The 18,230-nt window shown below is 63.4% G+C and carries 20 protein-coding genes and 1 other RNA gene; 16 read left to right on the top strand and 5 right to left on the bottom strand.

The window, feature by feature from the left end; all coding sequences use genetic code 11:
- Window positions 1–68: 68 nt before the first annotated feature.
- Window positions 69–779: a deoxyribonuclease V gene (nfi, locus tag RTK35_RS26635; protein WP_316909382.1), complete on the top strand. Its 711-nt coding sequence runs from the start codon at window positions 69–71 to the stop codon at window positions 777–779.
- Window position 780: 1 nt separating this feature from the next.
- On the opposite strand, the gene RTK35_RS26630 is transcribed toward nfi, so the two are convergent.
- Entirely contained in the window at window positions 781–1,818 is a 1,038-nt protein-coding gene (locus RTK35_RS26630; protein WP_316909381.1) for an NADP(H)-dependent aldo-keto reductase, read from the bottom strand.
- 272 nt (window positions 1,819–2,090) lie between these two features.
- Here RTK35_RS26630 and rplM point away from each other — a divergent pair, with 272 nt between their 5' ends.
- From rplM to RTK35_RS26595, 7 genes are all read left to right on the top strand, one after another.
- Window positions 2,091–2,519, top strand: coding sequence for a 50S ribosomal protein L13 (rplM, locus tag RTK35_RS26625; protein WP_074971608.1), 429 nt, complete (start codon window positions 2,091–2,093; stop codon window positions 2,517–2,519).
- A 15-nt stretch (window positions 2,520–2,534) separates the two neighbouring features.
- Window positions 2,535–2,927: a 30S ribosomal protein S9 gene (gene rpsI, locus RTK35_RS26620; protein WP_044409613.1), complete on the top strand. Its 393-nt coding sequence runs from the start codon at window positions 2,535–2,537 to the stop codon at window positions 2,925–2,927.
- Window positions 2,928–3,179: 252 nt separating this feature from the next.
- On the top strand, window positions 3,180–3,773 hold the full coding sequence (petA, locus tag RTK35_RS26615) for a ubiquinol-cytochrome c reductase iron-sulfur subunit (protein ID WP_044409610.1): 594 nt from the start codon (window positions 3,180–3,182) through the stop codon (window positions 3,771–3,773).
- Window positions 3,773–4,984 (top strand): cytochrome b, encoded by a 1,212-nt coding sequence (locus tag RTK35_RS26610; protein WP_044409607.1) that lies wholly within the window; start codon window positions 3,773–3,775, stop codon window positions 4,982–4,984. The genes petA and RTK35_RS26610 overlap by 1 nt, the downstream gene beginning before the upstream one ends.
- On the top strand, window positions 4,984–5,766 hold the full coding sequence (locus RTK35_RS26605) for a cytochrome c1 (RefSeq protein WP_044409604.1): 783 nt from the start codon (window positions 4,984–4,986) through the stop codon (window positions 5,764–5,766). Before RTK35_RS26610 ends, RTK35_RS26605 begins: the two co-directional genes overlap by 1 nt.
- Window positions 5,767–5,849: 83 nt before the next feature.
- Window positions 5,850–6,467, top strand: a complete 618-nt coding sequence (locus tag RTK35_RS26600; protein WP_044409601.1) for a glutathione S-transferase N-terminal domain-containing protein — start codon at window positions 5,850–5,852, stop codon at window positions 6,465–6,467.
- A 9-nt stretch (window positions 6,468–6,476) separates the two neighbouring features.
- Window positions 6,477–6,902, top strand: a complete 426-nt coding sequence (locus RTK35_RS26595; protein WP_074971606.1) for a ClpXP protease specificity-enhancing factor — start codon at window positions 6,477–6,479, stop codon at window positions 6,900–6,902.
- Between the two features lie 45 nt (window positions 6,903–6,947).
- On the opposite strand, the gene RTK35_RS26590 is transcribed toward RTK35_RS26595, so the two are convergent.
- Genes RTK35_RS26590 through RTK35_RS26575 form a run of 4 tightly spaced genes read right to left on the bottom strand, consistent with a single transcriptional unit; the run spans window position 6,948 to window position 10,274 of the window.
- Entirely contained in the window at window positions 6,948–7,478 is a 531-nt protein-coding gene (locus tag RTK35_RS26590; RefSeq protein ID WP_074971605.1) for a BON domain-containing protein, read from the bottom strand.
- Complete coding sequence (locus tag RTK35_RS26585) at window positions 7,475–8,068, bottom strand: phosphoheptose isomerase (protein ID WP_044409592.1); 594 nt, start codon at window positions 8,066–8,068, stop codon at window positions 7,475–7,477. The genes RTK35_RS26590 and RTK35_RS26585 overlap by 4 nt, the downstream gene beginning before the upstream one ends.
- A gap of 29 nt (window positions 8,069–8,097) precedes the next feature.
- On the bottom strand, window positions 8,098–8,466 hold the full coding sequence (locus RTK35_RS26580) for a YraN family protein (RefSeq protein ID WP_044409589.1): 369 nt from the start codon (window positions 8,464–8,466) through the stop codon (window positions 8,098–8,100).
- Window positions 8,463–10,274, bottom strand: a complete 1,812-nt coding sequence (locus tag RTK35_RS26575; protein ID WP_316909380.1) for a penicillin-binding protein activator — start codon at window positions 10,272–10,274, stop codon at window positions 8,463–8,465. Before RTK35_RS26575 ends, RTK35_RS26580 begins: the two co-directional genes overlap by 4 nt.
- A 122-nt stretch (window positions 10,275–10,396) precedes the next feature.
- Between RTK35_RS26575 and rsmI the strand changes: the two genes are divergently transcribed.
- The 8 genes from rsmI (at window position 10,397) to RTK35_RS26535 (ending at window position 18,229) form a co-directional block, all read left to right on the top strand.
- Window positions 10,397–11,275 (top strand): 16S rRNA (cytidine(1402)-2'-O)-methyltransferase, encoded by an 879-nt coding sequence (rsmI, locus tag RTK35_RS26570; protein ID WP_309041603.1) that lies wholly within the window; start codon window positions 10,397–10,399, stop codon window positions 11,273–11,275.
- A gap of 40 nt (window positions 11,276–11,315) precedes the next feature.
- Window positions 11,316–11,673, top strand: an RNA gene (gene rnpB / locus RTK35_RS26565) — RNase P RNA component class A.
- Window positions 11,674–11,988: 315 nt separating this feature from the next.
- Complete coding sequence (gene mraZ, locus RTK35_RS26560) at window positions 11,989–12,444, top strand: division/cell wall cluster transcriptional repressor MraZ (protein ID WP_044409580.1); 456 nt, start codon at window positions 11,989–11,991, stop codon at window positions 12,442–12,444.
- Window positions 12,445–12,446: 2 nt separating this feature from the next.
- Entirely contained in the window at window positions 12,447–13,388 is a 942-nt protein-coding gene (gene rsmH, locus RTK35_RS26555) for a 16S rRNA (cytosine(1402)-N(4))-methyltransferase RsmH (RefSeq protein WP_316909430.1), read from the top strand.
- The gene (gene ftsL, locus RTK35_RS26550; protein ID WP_044409576.1) at window positions 13,385–13,678 is read left to right on the top strand and encodes a cell division protein FtsL; all 294 of its coding nucleotides are present in this window, start codon (window positions 13,385–13,387) and stop codon (window positions 13,676–13,678) included. The genes rsmH and ftsL overlap by 4 nt, the downstream gene beginning before the upstream one ends.
- Window positions 13,675–15,408, top strand: a complete 1,734-nt coding sequence (locus tag RTK35_RS26545) for a peptidoglycan D,D-transpeptidase FtsI family protein (RefSeq protein ID WP_044409573.1) — start codon at window positions 13,675–13,677, stop codon at window positions 15,406–15,408. The genes ftsL and RTK35_RS26545 overlap by 4 nt, the downstream gene beginning before the upstream one ends.
- Complete coding sequence (locus RTK35_RS26540) at window positions 15,408–16,868, top strand: UDP-N-acetylmuramoyl-L-alanyl-D-glutamate--2,6-diaminopimelate ligase (protein WP_316909379.1); 1,461 nt, start codon at window positions 15,408–15,410, stop codon at window positions 16,866–16,868. The genes RTK35_RS26545 and RTK35_RS26540 overlap by 1 nt, the downstream gene beginning before the upstream one ends.
- A complete protein-coding gene (locus tag RTK35_RS26535) occupies window positions 16,865–18,229 on the top strand; it encodes a UDP-N-acetylmuramoyl-tripeptide--D-alanyl-D-alanine ligase (protein ID WP_316909378.1) in 1,365 nt (454 codons plus the stop codon). Before RTK35_RS26540 ends, RTK35_RS26535 begins: the two co-directional genes overlap by 4 nt.
- Window position 18,230: the final 1 nt, after the last annotated feature.

Here is an 18,230-nt window from a genome sequence, read left to right as displayed (position 1 = left end):
CGGGCAGTGCGGCGGACCCTTCCCGCTGGCTCCGTGTCTACCCTGTGTCGATTTTCCGGAGTCCGTTCATGAGTACTTCCCCCTTCGATGACTGGGACGGCAGCGCCCGCCACGCCAAGCGCCTGCAGGGCGAACTGGCTGCGCGGGTGGTGCTGGTGGATGACTTCGCGCCGCTTAAGGTGGTGGCAGGTGTCGACGTCGGTTTCGAGGTGGGTGGACAGATCACCCGGGCCGCTGCGGTGTTGCTGGATGCCGATGACTACCGCCTGCTGGGCCAGGTGGTGGCGCGGGTGCCGACGTCCATGCCCTACGTGCCCGGGCTGTTGTCCTTCCGTGAACTGCCGGCGCTGTTGAAGGCGCTCGCTGGATTGCCGCAGCGGCCGGACTTGGTGTTCTGCGACGGGCAGGGGATCGCCCATCCGCGCCGGCTCGGCATTGCGTCGCACCTTGGCGTGGTGACCGGGTTGCCGACCATCGGCGTGGCGAAGAAGGTGCTGGTGGGGCATCACGCTGAGCCAGGCCTTGCCCGTGGCGAGCATGTGCCGCTGGAGCACGAGGGCGAACAGATCGGCTGGATGCTGCGCAGTCGGGACCGCGTGGCGCCGCTGGTGGTGTCGCCCGGGCACCGGGTGTCGATGAACAGCGCGCTGGAGCTGGTCTTACGTGGCTGCCGAGGTTATCGGCTGCCAGAGCCGACCCGGCTTGCGGATCGGCTGGCATCCCGGCGGGGCGACATGCCCGCTGCTGGAACGGACACGCTGCCGGGCTTGTTCGGCTAGATCAGGGGGCGGGGTTCGGCTGGTCGCGATGAATCTCGGCAATCCCCTCCAGTACGGCATCGGGCAGCTTCAGTTCGCTGCTGGCGAGGTTGCTTTCCAGCTGTTCGAGGTCGGTCGCGCCGATGATGTTGCTGGTGACGAACGGCTGGGCGGTGACGAAGGCGAGGGCCATCTGCGCCGGGTCCAGTCCGTGCTCACGGGCCAGGGCGACATAGCGCGAGCAGGCCGCCTTCGCTTGCGGGTTGGTGTAGCGGGTGAAGCGGCTGAACCGGGTGATGCGTGCCTGGGGCGGTTGTGCGCCGTTCTCGTATTTGCCGGAGAGCATGCCGAAGGCCAGGGGTGAATACGCCAGCAGGCCGCACTGTTCGCGGATGGCGACTTCCGCCAGGCCCACCTCAAAGGTGCGATTCAGCAGGTTGTAGGGATTCTGGATGGATACGGCGCGGGGGAGCCCGAGACGGTCGGCCAGTTGCAGGAAGGTCATGGTTCCCCAGGGCGTCTCGTTGGACAGGCCGACGTAGCGGATCTTGCCGGCCTTGACCTGCTCGGCGAGTGCTCCGAGGGTCTCCTGCAGGGGCGTGAAGTCTTCGTCCTGGTGGCGATAGCCCAGTTGGCCGAAGTAGTTGGTGCTGCGTTCGGGCCAGTGCAGCTGGTAGATGTCGATCCAGTCGGTCTGCAGGCGCTTGAGGCTGGCGTCGAGCGCAGCGGCGATGTGGTGCCGGTTGTGCTTCAGGTTGCCGTCGCGGATGTGGGTGATGCCGTTGCCCGGCCCCGCGACCTTGCTCGCCAGGACCCAGTCAGCCCGGTCCCGCCTGGCGGAGAACCAGTTGCCGATGATGGTTTCGGTGGCACCGTAGGTCTCGGGGCGAGGAGGGACGGGGTACATCTCCGCCACGTCCATGAAGTTGATGCCGTAGGCCTTGGCGCGTTCGATCTGGGCGAATGCCTCGGTCTGGGAGTTCTGCTCGCCCCAGGTCATGGTGCCGAGGCAGAGGCTGCTGACCTTCACATCCGTGCGGCCGAGTTGACGGTATTGCATGGTGGCTCCTCGTCGGGCGAAAGATCGTTATCAAATCAGGTTGAAATTTTTCCTGCAATCGGCATAATTCCGCGGCTTTCTTTGCGGGGATGCCTAGCCTGCCGAGAAGGAAGGCGGGGATGCCTAGCCTGCCGAAAACCTTTTGCCGTAGCGGACGCGCTGACCCGAGCCCCCGATAGCGTCTGTTTCCGGCTGCCCTGTGTTGCCAGGGCGAGCACTATTCAGTAAGATCCGCCGTCTTATTTTCAGGGCGGCCCCTGAGGCTATAGCGAATGAAGACTTTTACTGCAAAACCGGAAACTGTTAAGCGCGACTGGTATGTCGTCGACGCTGCCGGTCAGACCCTGGGTCGTCTGGCCACCGAAATTGCAAGCCGTCTGCGCGGCAAGCACAAGCCGGAATACACTCCGCACGTTGACACCGGCGACTACATCGTCGTCATCAACGCCGAGCAGATTCGTGTCACTGGTTCCAAAACCACCGACAAGAAGTACTACTCGCACTCCGGTTTCCCGGGTGGCATCAAGGAGATCAACTTCGAGAAGCTGATCGCCAAGGCGCCTGAGCGCGTGATCGAGACCGCGGTCAAAGGCATGCTGCCGAAGAACCCGCTGGGTCGCGACATGTATCGCAAGCTGAAGGTGTACAAGGGTGCCGTCCACCCGCACACCGCTCAGCAGCCCCAAGAACTGAAGATTTAACGGGATAGATTCATTATGTCGGCGACTCAAAATTACGGCACTGGCCGTCGCAAGACTGCAACCGCGCGCGTCTTCCTGCGCCCGGGTACTGGCAAGATCTCCATCAACAATCGCAGCCTGGAGCAGTTCTTCGGCCGCGAAACCGCTCGCATGGTCGTGCGTCAGCCGCTGGAGCTGACCGAGACCGTCGAGAAGTTCGACATCTATGTCACCGTTCTCGGTGGCGGTGTCAGCGGTCAGGCCGGTGCCATCCGTCATGGGATCACCCGCGCCCTGATCAGCTACGACGAGTCCCTGCGCAGCCCGCTGCGCAAGGCCGGCTACGTGACTCGCGATGCCCGCGAAGTCGAGCGTAAGAAGGTCGGTCTGCGTAAAGCGCGTAAGCGTCCGCAGTACTCCAAGCGCTAATACGGCGCTGCAAGAAACGCCCAGGTTCCTTTTGGCCTGGGCGTTTTTTTATGCCTGTGGAAAAGTGAGCTGCGACAGCTTGTCGCACTCCCGAATCCCTAGTGGTTCAAGGCTTTCAGCTGTTTTGTATCCGGCTATTACCTTGTCATCAGAGGGGGTTTTCTTTACCATTTGGCGAATTTTTTGCGCGGCTCGATTTTTACTTAGTAGAGGCCTGAACAACAGGCCGCAAAGCTGATGGGAGACGACTGAATGAGCAATGACGGCGTGAATGCAGGCCGGCGTCGCTTCCTTGTGGCAGCCACATCCGTGGTGGGTGCTGCAGGAGCGGTGGGTGCTGCGATCCCGTTTGTGGGGTCATGGCAACCCAGTGCCAAGGCCAAGGCCGCAGGTGCACCTGTGAAGGTGAACATCGGCAAGATCGACGCGGGCCAGCAGATTGTCGCCGAATGGCGCGGTCAGCCCGTGTTCATCGTGCGCCGCACGGAGGAAATCCTCGGCAATCTGGCCAAGATCCATGACCGCATGGCTGACCCGGAGTCCAAGGCATCCGTGCAACCGACCTACGTCGATCCGCAGAAGCGTTCGATCAAGCCGGAAATCCTGGTGCTGGTCGGTCTGTGCACCCACCTGGGCTGCTCGCCCTCCTTCCGTCCCGAGGTCGCCCCGGCTGACCTGGGTGCCGAGTGGGTCGGTGGTTACTTCTGCCCGTGCCACGGTTCCCGCTACGACCTCGCTGGCCGCGTCTACAAAGCGCAGCCTGCCCCCTTGAACCTGCCGGTGCCACCCCACTCCTACGAGTCGGATGATGTCATCATCATCGGCGTGGACCAGGAGAAGGCATGATGAGCAAATTCATGGAATGGATCGATGCGCGCTTCCCCGCCACCAAGATGTGGGAAGACCATCTGAGCAAGTACTACGCTCCCAAGAACTTCAACTTCTTCTATTTCTTCGGCTCGCTGGCTCTGCTGGTTCTGGTCAACCAGATCCTGACCGGCGTCTGGCTGACCATGAGCTTCACTCCGTCTGCGGAAGAAGCCTTCGCCTCCGTCGAATACATCATGCGCGACGTGGAATACGGGGTGATCATCCGTTACCTCCACTCCACGGGTGCGTCCGCGTTCTTCATCGTGGTCTACCTGCACATGTTCCGCGGCCTGCTCTACGGCTCCTATCAGAAGCCCCGTGAGCTGGTGTGGATCTTCGGCATGCTGATCTACCTCGCCCTGATGGCCGAGGCCTTCATGGGCTACCTGCTGCCCTGGGGCCAGATGTCCTACTGGGGTGCACAGGTGATCATCTCGCTGTTCGGCGCGATCCCGGTCATTGGTGACGACCTCACCCAGTGGATCCGTGGTGACTACCTGATCTCCGGCATCACCCTGAACCGCTTCTTCGCCCTGCACGTGATCGCTCTGCCGATCGTGATCCTGGGTCTGGTGGTCCTGCACATCCTGGCGCTCCACGAAGTGGGCTCCAACAACCCGGATGGCGTGGATATCAAGAAGAAGAAGGACGAGAACGGCATTCCGCTGGACGGTATCGCCTTCCACCCCTACTACACCGTGAAGGACATTGTCGGTGTGGTGGTGTTCCTCTTCGTGTTCTGCTTCGTGGTGTTCTTCTTCCCGGAAATGGGTGGGTACTTCCTCGAGAAGCCGAACTTCGAACAGGCCAACCCGTTCAAGACGCCGGCACACATTGCTCCGGTCTGGTACTTCACCCCGTTCTACGCGATTCTGCGTGCGGTACCTGACAAGCTCATGGGCGTCATCGCCATGGGTGCAGCCATTGCGATTCTCTTCGTCCTGCCATGGCTGGATCGCAGCCCGGTGCGCTCCATGCGCTACAAGGGCTGGCTGAGCAAGATCTGGCTGCTGGTATTCTGCGTTTCCTTCATCATCCTCGGCGTGCTGGGTGTTCTGGCGCCGACCCCGGGCCGTACGCTGGTATCGCAGGTGTGCACCATCCTGTACTTCGCGTACTTCATCCTGATGCCGTTCTACACCAGGATGGAAAAAACCAAACCGGTTCCGGAAAGGGTGACAGGCTGATGAAAAAGCTATTTGCTGCATTTGTTATCGCTCTCCTGCCGGTTGCCGTATTCGCTTCCGGCGGCGAAGAGGTTGAACTGGATCATGTCGAAATCGACCTGACCGACAAGGCTGCCATGCAGGACGGTGCGCGTACCTTCGCCAACTACTGCATGGGCTGCCACGGTGCCAAGTTCCAGCGCTATGAGCGTGTAGCCAAGGACCTGGGCATTTCCGAAGAGCTGATGATGCAAAACCTGGTGTTCACCGGTGCGAAGATCGGTGATCACATGCAGAGCGCCATGAAGCCGAACGACGCCAAGGTGTGGTTCGGTGCAGCTCCGCCGGACCTGACCCTGGTGGCTCGCGTCCGTGGCACTGACTGGCTGTACAGCTACCTGCGTGCCTTCTACGAAGACCCGGCCCGTCCGTGGGGTGTCAACAACAAGGTCTTCCCGAACGTGGGCATGCCCAACGTACTGGTTGGCCTCCAGGGGCGCCAGGTTGTTGGCTGCAAGCAGGTTCAGGTCGTCGAGCATGGCAAGAAGCAGTTCGACCCGCTGACCGGTGCGCCGATCACCCATGAAGCGTGTGACCAACTGACCATCGTTCCGAAGACCGGCAAGCTGACCGAGGCCGAGTTCGACCAGAAGATCCAGAACCTGGTGACCTTCCTGGCCTACTCCGCTGACCCGAACAAGCTGCACATGCAGCGCATCGGGACCTACGTTCTGCTGTACCTGGCCTTCTTCTTCGTGTTCGCCTACCTGCTCAAGCGTGAGTACTGGAAAGACGTTCACTGATCGAACGCTGATGCTGTAACGCGCGCGCCCTGATGGGCGCGCGCTTTTTTTGACCCCGCATAACTTCAAGCGAGGAGGGCGCCATGGCGGCTATCACCAAGCTGACCTGTTACTCCGACCCCGCGGACCACTACTCCCATCGTGTACGTATCGTCCTTGCCGAGAAAGGCGTTGCCGTGGACATCATCGATGTCCTCAACGGCCAGTGCCCACCGAAGCTGATCGAGTCGAACCCCTACGGCACCGTGCCTACGCTTCTGGATCGTGATCTGGCGCTCTATGAGCCGACGGTGGTGATGGAGTACCTGGAAGAGCGCTATCCGCACCCGCCGCTGATGCCGGTCTATCCCGTTGCGCGGGGTAATACCCGGCTGCTCATGCACCGGGTTCAGCGCGATTGGTGTTCGCTGGTTGACCTTGTGCTGGATCCGAAGGCCAAGGACGCTGCCAAGGCGCAGGCCCGAAAGGAGCTTCGGGAAAGCCTTACCGGTGTATCCCCGTTGTTTGCCGACAAGCCTTTCTTTCTCAGTGAAGAGATGAGTCTTGTAGACTGCTGCCTGTTGCCCATCCTCTGGCGTTTGCCGAAGTTGGGTATCGAACTGCCTCGTCCGGCCAAGCCGCTTCTCGAGTATATGGATCGCCATTTCTCGCGGCCGGCTTTCCAGGCGAGTCTTTCGGACGTTGAGCGCGATATGCGTTGAGGTGAATCGATGAAATCCAGTCGTCCCTATCTGGTTCGGGCCCTGTATGAGTGGATCGTCGACAACGATTGCACGCCCCACCTGCTCGTCAATGCGGAGCACGCAGGCGTTCGTGTGCCGCCGGGTTATGCGAGCGACGGCCAGATCGTGTTGAACGTGTCGCCCAGCGCTGTCCGTCATCTGCACATGGACAACGAGGCGGTCAGCTTCGAAGGTCGCTTCGGAGGCGTTGCCCACAGTCTCTACATTCCGAGCGCCGCGGTCATGGCCATCTATGCACGTGAGAACGGGCAGGGAATGGTCTTCGACCTGGAGTCGCCGGTAATGGATGAAGGTGATGGACCTGAAGATGACGGCCCCTCTGGTGACGGCGCGCCGCCTTCGGCAGGCGGTGGTCGACCGGCCGGGCGGCCCAGCCTGAAAGTGGTGAAATAAAAAAAGGCGATCCGATTGGATCGCCTTTTTTAATGGCTGGCGGGTTCAGTTGGTGTATTCGAAGAGCTTGATTATCTTCTGCACGCCGGAAACTCCCTGTACCACGCTGGTGGCCAACCCTGCTTCCTGGCGGCTGACCAGACCCAGCAGGTAGACGATCCCATTTTCGGTCACCACCTTGATGTTGGAGCTGGGGATCTGGCTGTTGGCGAGCAGTTGGGTGGTGATCTTGGTGGTGATGGCGCTGTCGTTCATGCGCGCCAGGGCCGACGAGTTCGCTCCGACCTGCAGTTCGTTATGAACCTTCTTGACGCCCTGCGCGGTACGCGCAGCCTGCTCGGCGAGTGCCTTCAGGTTCTGGTTGGGGGTCTGCCCAGCCAGCAGCACCACGCCGTTGAAGCTGGTGACCACGATGTGCGAGTTGGTCTTGAGCTCCGGGCTTGCGGCGTCGATCTTGGCGCGCACTTTCGAGGGTGTGGATTGGTCATCGATGGTCTTGCCGATGGTTCGGCCACCGCAGCCGCCCAGCACGAGGGTGAAAGCCAGCAGGGCCAGGATCAGGGGGGAACGGGTCATTCTTCACTCCCAAACAATTGACGGTCGATCAGGTCGCAGAGGCAGTGGATGGCCAGGAGGTGCACCTCCTGGATGCGTGCGGTGACTTTGGAGGGCACGCGAATCTCGACATCTTCTGGCAGAAGCAGGGACGCCATGCCGCCGCCGTCGCGGCCGGTCAGGGCCACGATGGTCATCTCGCGGTCGTGCGCAGCCTGGATGGCCTGGATAACGTTGGCCGAGTTGCCGCTGGTGGAGATGGCGAGCAGCACGTCGCCCGGTTGACCAAGTGCGCGGATCTGCTTCGAGAAGATTTCGTTGTAGCTGTAGTCGTTGGCGATCGAGGTGATGGTGGAGCTGTCCGTGGTCAGTGCCAGGGCTGGCAGGCTGGGGCGCTCCCGCTCGAAGCGGTTGAGCAGCTCGGAGGAAAAGTGCTGGGCATCGCCAGCGGAACCGCCGTTGCCGCAGGCGAGGATCTTGCCCTCGTTCAGTAGCGCATTGACCATCACCATGCTGGCATGCTCGATGTGGGGGGCCACAACTTCCATGGCGAGCAGCTTGGTGTCGATGCTGGCCTGGAACAGCTGGCGGATTCGGGGTTGCATGTCCATCGGTATGACCTTCAGTGGAAAGCGACTGTTCAGGTTTCGAAGGCGTTTTTCAGCCAGGTCAGTCGCACGGGTGAGTCGCCATCCATCGAGTCGATGGCGATCACGTCAAATCGGCAAGGGTGATTGGCCCAGCGGGATTCCTTCTGCAGGAAGTACTGCGCCGCACTGATGAGTTTTGCGCGCTTGCGCGCGTCCACGCTTTCCAGTGCTCCGCCCCAGGCTCTGTGCCGCCTGTAGCGGACTTCGGCGAATACTACTGTATCGCCGTCCAGCATGACCAGATCGAGCTCGCCACGAGGGCAGCGCCAGTTGCTGGCGAGCAATCGCAGGCCGTGCTTTTGAAGGTGTTGGCGGGCGGCGGCTTCCGCTTTTCGCCCGCTGTCTCCGCTCGCGGTCAAGAGTCGCTGTCGGGCAGGCGCTGGACCTGGCCGTCGCGGAATTCTGCCCACGGCAGCTGGCGCTCGACGCGCTGGGATGGCGTCAGGCTGAGTCGGCCGGAGAGGCCGTCGACGCGGCTTTCCGGCAGGGCCTTCAGCTCTGCGAGGCGAGGCGCCAGCCGGTAGGCGTCAACGCCCATGGCGTACAGGCGACCGAGACTGCCGCCGGCCTGGGGCCACTGGCGGTCGACCTGCTGGCGAAGTGGGTCGTCGCGGTTCAGCAGCCAGGGGGTTTCGCAGAAGCGGATACCGCTCAGATCCTGGTACTGGGCCACATCGCTGCCACCGGAATAGAGGTGGGACGTGGCGTAGACCGGCACATCCCCGGCGTATTGGAAGGCCAGAGTGGGCTTGATCTGCTGGGCTTGTTGCGGTGTAGCGGCGAGGAAAATGAAGTCAACGTCCTGGCGGCGGGTCGGCTGGGTGGCGATGGAGGTGCCGAGGGTGCTTTGTAGGCGCTTGGCGCGTGCTTCGCTCTGGCGAAGCTGGAACAGGTCAGCGATCTGCTGTGCCAGCTGGACCGGCTGGTCCACGTGCTCGGCCGCTATCAGGCTGCCGCCGGCCTCCTGCCAGCTCTGGCGGAAGGCGGCCAGGACGCGGTCACCCCATTCGCCCCGTGGCACCATGGCGACGGCACGGCGCATGCCGTCCGCCCAGGCGCGGCGTGCCACTTCGCGTGCTTCATCCTCGGCCGCGAGACCGAACTGGAAGAGCTGCGCTGGGCCTTCCTGTCCGGCATCGCTGTAGTTCAGGGCCAGGGTGGTGATGGGCAGCTGCTGACGCTCGTTCATCTGCTTGACCAGCGGCTTCTCCAGCGGGCCGACCACCAGTTGCACGCCATCGGCCTGGGCCTGGCGATAGAAGTCGTCGAGCGACGTCAGATGGGCGCTGTCGTAGATCTGGATGGCGGGCGGGTTCTGGCCCGCTTGCTGCGCCTGGTAGTGGGCGGCGAGGAAGCCATCGCGCAACGCACGGGCTACAGAGGCCAGCGGCCCCTCCTGCGGCAGCAGCAGGGCTATCTTGGTCAGGGGCTGGTTGGCGAGCTCCTTCAGCTTGGCCAGCGGTGCCGGCAGCTGTTCGGCTGCCGGGTGCTGCGGATGCTGGCTGCGCCAGGCTTCGATGGCTGCCTGCTGCTGGGAAAGGGTGCCGGCACTGCGAATCGCGCGGGCGAGCTCCATCCATCCTGCCAGGTCGGCATCGCCGGTCGATTGCAATTGCTCCATGGGCAGGCCGGAGATCAGTGCCCAGATGGCCTCATGGTTCTGCTTCTCAGCTTCGCCATTGAGCAGCGGAGCGATGAAGACGCGCTCGCGTGCGGCGGCAAGGTTCTGCCCGTCCGCTTCCAGGGCGCGCGCGCGTACGAGTTGGGTGCGTACCTGTTGATCGACCGGGAGCTCCGCCAGGCGATCGAGGCTGGGATGACTCAGTGCTTTCAGGGCGCTCTTGGGCTGGTTGCGAGCCATCGCCAATTCGGCTGCGAGCGTGCTGGCGAACACCTGTTGCGCGGGCTTCAGGCCGTCCATCGGGACTTGTTCGAGAATGCGGGCTGCACGACCGATGTCCTGCTGACGATAAGCCAGGTCCGCAGCCGAAAGTCGCAGCAGGGCGGCTTGCTCGGGTTTGCTCTCTCCGGCCTTTTGCAGGAGCTGCTCGATACTGGCCTGGGGAGTGCGGGGCAGTTCGCCGAGGCTGGACGTGGGCGAGCTGCCACAGGCGACAAGGAGGCCGGCGAGGCAGAGGGCGGAGAGCGGGCGCAGACGAGCGATCATTTAACGATCCCGGTACTAGATCAACGAAGCCCGCGATTGTACCGGAGGGGCGGGCGGGGTGCGATGTCGGTGGCTGGAAACGGGCTACAATGCGCGCCTTTCAGTTTATTCCGAGGTGACCTGTGACTCTTTCCACGTCTTCCGTTGCTGCCGCTCAGCCCGGCAAGCTCTACGTGGTCGCCACACCCATCGGTAACCTCGATGACATCAGCCCTAGAGCCTTGCGCACCCTGCGGGAAGTGGCCCTGATCGCAGCGGAGGATACGCGTCACTCGATCCGCCTCTTGCAGCATTTCGGAATCACCACGGTCCTGGCGGCCTGTCATGACCATAACGAACGTGAGCAGGGCGGCCGCTTCGTGGCTCGGTTGCTGGCGGGAGATGACGTCGCACTGATTTCGGATGCGGGAACGCCCCTGATCTCAGACCCGGGCTACCACCTGGTACGGCAGGTACGCGCGGCTGGTATCGAGGTGGTACCGGTACCCGGGCCCAGTGCGCTGATCGCAGCGCTATCGGCTGCTGGTCTGCCATCCGATCGTTTCATCTTCGAGGGTTTCCTGCCGGCGAAGGCGGCAGCGCGAAGGGGGCGGCTGGATCTATTAAAGGAAGAGCCGCGTACGCTCATCTTCTATGAGGCGCCTCATCGTGTTCTGGAGTCGGTCCAGGACATGGCGTCTCTGTTTGGCAAGGATCGCCATGCCGTACTTGCCCGTGAACTCACCAAGACGTTCGAGACGCTGAAGGGGGCGCCACTCGGTGAGCTGGCCGAATGGATCGCTGCCGACAGTAACCAGCAGCGAGGTGAATGCGTGCTGCTTGTAACCGGTTGGCAGGCTCCTGAAGGAGAAGATGCGATCAGTGGCGAGGCGTTGCGCGTACTGGATCTTCTGCTGGGCGAACTCCCGGTGAAGCGTGCGGCAGCCTTGGCCGCGGAGATCACCGGCGTGCGCAAGAACCTCCTTTATCAGGCTGCTCTGGAGCGCCAGGCTGATTCCTGAGCTTGTGTCCTGGGCGGTCTGCCGCTAACCTTCGCGCCGGAGAGTCGATCGGACAGTCGCTGTCCCGTTTCGTTCGCGATTTCGGGAGGGAGGAAAGTCCGGGCTCCATAGGGCAGAGTGCCAGGTAACGCCTGGGAGGCGAGAGCCTACGGAAAGTGCCGCAGAAAATAACCGCCTAAGCGCGCAAGCGCCGGTAAGGGTGAAAAGGTGCGGTAAGAGCGCACCGCACGACTGGTAACAGTTCGTGGCTAGGTAAACCCCACTCGGAGCAAGACCAAATAGGAATCCTTGGCGTGGCCCGCGTCGGATTCGGGTAGGTTGCTAAAGGCTGTCAGTGATGGCAGCCGTAGATGAATGACTGTCCACGACAGAACCCGGCTTACAGATCGACTCTCCACTTTTCCCCACTTTCCCCTCAGAAATACCCCGCCTTGCCTCCTGTCTGAAATTTCAGAAATCCCAACTCTTAAGAAACTACTTTAAGTTTGCATATCAGGGTCGTTGTTGGCGCTGATTTTTCATTACGAAACACACTGAAAAACTCCCTCCGCTTCGCCAAAAAGTTCTCTAAATCACCGTCCCATAAGGAATTTTCCGTTCTGGCGCGCCTTGACGGTGGGGCGGAGCCATTTCTATAGTGTGCGCGAGTGGTGGAAAGTGGGTAGAAGTGGGATTAATTGGTACGGATAGCCTAATTCAGGGGAAGCGCAGCCGTGTTTCGCGGAGCAAATGCCATCAGTCTCGATGCCAAGGGGCGCATCGCGATGCCGAGTCGGTATCGCGACGAGCTTCTTTCGCGTTGTGCTGGGCAGCTCATCGTGACTATCGATGCGGTTGACCGTTGCTTGACCCTCTACCCCCTCCCCGAGTGGGAAATCATTGAAGCCAAGCTTCGCGAGTTGCCTTCCCTGCGTGAAGAAACGCGCCGCCTGCAGCGTTTGCTGATCGGCAACGCGGTTGATCTCGAACTGGATGGCAACGGCCGTTTCCTGGTTCCGCCCCGTCTGCGTGAGTACGCCGGGCTGGACAAGAAAGCGATGCTGGTGGGGCAACTGAACAAATTCCAGATCTGGGATGAAGACGCCTGGAACGCCGTTTCCGACGCTGATCTCCTGGCCATAAAACAACCCGGCGGCCTGCCGGACGAACTGCGTGACCTTATCCTGTGAGCATTGAAAGCAGCTTCCGCCACATCACTGTCCTGCTCGACGAGGCCGTTGAAAGCCTCGCCGTGCGTGCGGACGGCTGCTACCTCGATGGCACCTTCGGGCGTGGCGGGCACAGTCGGCTCATCCTTCGGCATCTCGGTAGCGAGGGGCGGCTTCTCGGATTCGACAAAGACCCCCAAGCCATCTCCACGGGGCAAGCGCTGGCGGCCGAAGACGGCCGCTTTGTCATTGTGCAGCGCAGCTTTGCCGAGCTTGGCGAGGAGCTCGCCGAGCGCGGGCTGGTCGGTCAGGTCGATGGTGTGCTGCTGGACCTCGGGGTCTCGTCTCCGCAGCTGGATGATGCCGAGCGCGGCTTCAGCTTCCTCAACGATGGCCCGCTGGACATGCGCATGGATCCCGAGTGTGGCCAGAGCGCAGCGCAGTGGATCGCCACGGCGAGCGAAGACGAGATCAGCCACGTGCTCAAGGAGTACGGTGAGGAGCGCTTCGCCCGCCGCATGGCACGTGCCATCGTGCAACGGCGTGCCGAGCGCCCCTTCGAACGTACCGCCGACCTGGCGGCTGTGATCGCCGCTGCCAACCCGGCCTGGGAGAAGGGCAAGAACCCTGCGACCCGTGCCTTCCAGGGCATCCGAATCCACATCAACAACGAGTTGGGTGACCTCGAGCGCGGCCTGCAGGCTGCGCTGGACAGCCTCGCCATCGGCGGTCGCCTGGTGGTGATCAGCTTCCACTCGCTGGAAGACCGCATCGTCAAACAATTCATGCGCCGCCAGGTAAAGGGCGAGGCGGACAACCTGCCCCGCGACCTGCCCGTGCGCCAGGCCTTGTTCGAGCCGCGTCTGCGACTGCTCGGCAAGCCTCAGTACGCCTCCGAGGCGGAACTCAAGGCCAACCCCCGCTCCCGCAGCGCAGTGATGCGCGTGGCGGAGAAACTGCGATGAGCCGCCTTTTCTCCAAGCCCCTGCCGCGCGGCAGCTTCATCATGTTGCTGCTGTTCGTTGGCGTACTGCTGTCCGCCATTTCGGTGTCCTACAGCGCCTACTGGAACCGGCAACTGCTCAACAAGCTGTACGCCGAGCTCAGCGTCCGCGACAAGGCCCAGGCGGAGTGGGGGCGCTTGATCCTCGAACAGAGCACCTGGACGGCCCATAACCGCATCGAGTCCCTGGCCACCGAACAGCTCAAGATGCGTATTCCCGAGCCGGCGGAAATCCGCATGGTGGCTCCATGATGAACCTGGAAGGCGCGCTCTATCCGTGGCGCTTCCGGATCGTCCTCGGGCTGCTTGGCCTCATGGTCGCTGCGATTTCCTGGCGCATCGTCGACCTGCATGTCATCGACCACGATTTCCTTAAGGAACAGGGCGATGCGCGCAGCGTCCGCCACATCCCGATCCCTGCCCACCGCGGCCTGATCACCGATCGCAATGGCGAGCCCCTGGCCGTCAGTACCCCGGTGACGACCTTGTGGACCAACCCCAAGGACCTCATGGCGTTCCGTGACCAGTGGCCGGTGATCGCCGGGGCGCTGGGGCAGGACCCACGCATCTTCGCCGAGCGCATCGAGCAGAATGCCAACCGCGAGTTCCTCTACCTGGCACGTGGCCTCACGCCCGAGCAGGGGCAGGTGATCCTCGATCGCAAACTCCCGGGCGTATACGCCATCGAGGAGTTTCGTCGTTTCTACCCCGCCGGCGAAGTCACTGCCCATGTGGTCGGCTTCACCGACGTGGATGACCGTGGTCGCGAGGGCGTCGAGCTGTCCTTCGATCAGTGGCTGGCCGGTGTTCCCGGCAAGCGCCAGGTCCTCAAGGACCGTCGCGGACGCCTGATCAAGGACGTCCAGGTCACCCGTAACGCCAAGCCTGGCAAGACCCTCGCGCTGTCCATCGACCTTCGCCTGCAGTACCTCGCCCACCGCGAGCTGCGCAACGCGCTGGTGGAGAACGGCGCCAAGGCGGGCAGCCTGGTCATCGTCGACGTGAAGACCGGCGAAGTGCTGGCCATGGCCAACCAGCCCACCTACAACCCGAACAACCGCCGCAACCTGCTGCCAGCGGCCATGCGCAACCGCGCCATGATCGACGTCTTCGAGCCAGGCTCCACGGTCAAGCCGATCTCCATGGCCGCCGCTCTACAGAGCGGCCGCTGGAAGCCGGAAGACAAGGTCGAGGTATACCCCGGTTCCCTGCAGATCGGGCGTTACACCATCAAGGACGTGTCCAAGACCGAGGGCCCGATCCTCGACCTGACCGGCATCCTTATCAACTCCAGCAACGTCGGCATGAGCAAGATCGCCTTCGACATCGGTGGCGAGAACATCTACGACACCATGCGCCGGCTCGGGCTCGGCCAGGACACCGGCCTCGGCTTCCCCGGCGAGCGCGTCGGCAACCTGCCCAACCACCGCGAGTGGCGCAAGGCCGAGACCGCGACCCTGTCCTATGGCTACGGCCTGTCGGTCACTGCCGTGCAGATGGTCCATGCCTACGCCACCCTGGCCAACAACGGCTTGGCGGTCCCGTTGTCGATGACCCGTGTCGACAACCTGCCGAGCGGCTCCCAGGCCATCCCGCCCGAGGTCGCCAAGACCCTGCAGGGCATGCTGCAGCAGGTGGTCGAGGCGCCGCGCGGCGTGTTCCGCGCCCAGGTCCCCGGCTATCACGTCTCCGGCAAGAGCGGTACCGCGCGCAAGGCCAGCGTGGGCACCAAGGGCTACACCCAGAACGCCTACCGCTCGCTCTTCGCGGGCTTCGGGCCGTCCACCAACCCGCGCCTGGCGATGGTGGTGGTGATCGACGAGCCCAGCAAGGCCGGCTACTTCGGCGGCCTGGTATCGGCACCCGTATTCGGCAGGGTCATGGCCGGCGCGCTGCGCCTGATGAACATCGCCCCGGACAACCTGCCCACCGAGGAACAACAGACTGCCAACGCGGCCAGCGGCAAAGGAGGGCGCACCTGATGCCCATGCCATTGAATCAACTGCTTCCCCAGGCGCAGGGTGCTGCGCTGATCCGTGAACTCACCCTGGATAGCCGCAAGGTGCTCCCCGGCGACCTGTTCCTGGCCGTCCCCGGCGGCCAGCACGATGGCCGCCTGCACATCGCCGATGCCCTCGCCCGGGGCGCGGCGGCGGTCGCGTATGAAAGCGAGTCCGCCCCTGATCTGCCCGTGTTTGCCCAGGCCGAACTGATTCCCATCAAGGGGCTGGCTGGCCAGCTTTCGGCCATTGCCGGTCGCTTCTATGGCGAGCCCAGCCGTGCGCTGGACCTGGTCGGCGTGACCGGCACCAACGGCAAGACCAGCGTCAGCCAGCTCGTGGCTCAGGCCCTGGATCGACTGGGCGAGCGGTGTGGCATCGTCGGCACCCTCGGTACCGGCTTCCACGGAGAGCTGGAGAGCGGCCGTCACACCACGCCGGATCCCCTTGCCGTCCAGGCCACCCTGGCTCGCCTCAAGCAGGCCGGTGCCCGTGCAGTGGCGATGGAGGTGTCTTCCCATGGCCTGGAGCAGGGGAGGGTGGCAGCGCTCGCGTTCGACGTGGCGGTGTTCACCAACCTGTCCCGCGATCACCTGGACTATCACGGCTCGATGGAAGCCTACGGCGCCGCCAAGGCCCGCCTGTTCGACTGGCCGGACCTGCGTTGCCGGGTGATCAACCTGGACGACGCGTTCGGCCGTGAACTGGCTGGTCGCGAGCACGATGCTCGCCTCATCGGTTACAGCCAGATCGATCCGGAAGCGTTCCTTTATTGCCGCGAAGCCACATTCGACGACGATGGCGTCCGCGCCCACATCATCACGCCCCAGGGAGAAGGCCTGCTGCGCAGCCCGCTGCTGGGTCGCTTCAACCTGAGCAACCTGCTGGCCGTGGTCGGTGCCCTGCTGGGCATGGGCTACCCCCTGGGTGATGTACTGGCCGTGCTGCCCGAACTGCAAGGGCCGGAAGGCCGGATGCAGCGCCTGGGCGGCGGTGAAAAACCACTGGTGGTGGTCGACTACGCCCACACCCCCGATGCCCTTGAGAAGGTGCTCGAAGCCCTGCGCCCCCACGCGCGCGGCCGCCTGCTCTGCCTGTTCGGCTGTGGCGGTGACCGGGACCGTGGCAAGCGCCCGCTGATGGCTGCGGTGGCCGAGCGTCTGGCCGATGCCGTGCTGGTTACCGACGACAACCCGCGCACAGAAGACCCGGCCCGCATCTTCGATGACATCCGCCCTGGCTTTGCCGAGCCGGCCAATGTCGAGTTCGTCCATGGCCGTGGCACTGCCATTGCGCAGTTGATCGCATCGGCCGGTGTCGACGATGTCGTCCTGCTGGCAGGCAAGGGGCATGAGGATTACCAGGAGATCCAGGGTGAGCGCCTGCCGTTCTCCGATCTCGTCGAAGCCGAACACGCCTTGTCCACCTGGGAGCGCCCATGATCGAAGCCTTCCGCCTCAGCAGCCTGCAGTCCCCCTTGGCGGGGCGGCTCGTTGGCGAAGACGCCACGTTCACTTCGGTGTCCACCGACAGCCGACGTGTCGAGGCAGGCCAGCTGTTCATCGCCCTGACCGGGCCGAAGTTCGACGGCCATGACTATCTGGCTGACGTGGCCGCCAAGGGCGCCGTCGCTGCGTTGGTGGAGCGTGTGGTCGACGGTGTCGGCCTGCCGCAGTTGGTGGTGGCCGATGCCCGCGAGGCCCTCGGGCGACTGGGTGCGCTCAATCGTGACGCCTTTACCGGCCGTGTCGCTGCGGTGACCGGCTCCAGCGGCAAGACCACCGTCAAGGAGATGCTCGCCAGCATCCTGCGTACCCAGGGGCCGGTACTGGCCACCCGGGGCAACCTGAACAATGACCTCGGCGCACCGCTGACCCTGCTGGAGCTCGCTCTCGAGCACCGCAGCGCCGTCATCGAGCTGGGCGCTTCCCGCGTGGGCGAGATCGCTTACACCGTTGGCCTCACCCGTCCGCACGTGGCGATCATCAACAACGCCGGTAACGCCCATGTTGGCGAGTTCGGCGGGCCGGAAAAGATCGTCCTGGCCAAGGGGGAAATCCTCGAAGGCCTGGCGAGCGACGGCACCGCCGTGCTCAACCGTGACGACAAGGCCTTCGAGAGCTGGCGCGAGCGTGCTGCCGGCCGCCCGGTACTGAGTTTTGCCCTGAACGACGCCCGTGCCGACCTGCGGGCCGAGTCCATCGTACGCGACGCCCGCGGCTGCATGGGCTTCCACCTGGTGGGCGTGGCTGGCGAGGCGGACATCCAGCTCAACCTGCTGGGCCTGCACAACGTGGCCAACGCCCTGGCTGCCACTGCCGCTGCCCACGCCCTGGGTGTGCCGCTGGTCGGCATCCGCGAGGGGCTGCAGAACCTGCAACCGGTCAAGGGCCGCACCGTAGCGCAGTTGGCGACGAGCGGCATGCGGGTGATCGACGACAGCTACAACGCCAACCCCGCGTCGATGATGGCCGCCGTTGATATACTCGCCGGCTTTTCCGGCCGCACCGTCCTGGTGCTGGGGGACATGGGTGAACTGGGCGAATGGGCCGAACAGGGTCACCGCGACGTGGGGCTCCACGCGCGGGGCAAGGTCAGCTCGCTCTACGCCGTTGGCCCCCTGATGCGCCACGCCGTCGAGGCGTTCGGCGCAGGCGGCCGTCATTTCGCCGACCAGGCCAGCCTGATCGAGGCGCTGTCCGGCGAGCAGGACGCAAACACCACCATTCTGATCAAAGGTTCCCGTAGCGCGGCGATGGACAAGGTCGTCGCGGCCTTCTGCGGGACGGGGGAGGCTCACTAAT

The organism is Pseudomonas sp. zfem003 (genome assembly GCF_032621675.1).
Lineage (GTDB): Bacteria > Pseudomonadota > Gammaproteobacteria > Pseudomonadales > Pseudomonadaceae > Metapseudomonas > Metapseudomonas otitidis.
Note: the sequence above shows the minus strand (reverse complement) of the source record. Positions and strands in the feature narration are given on the sequence as shown.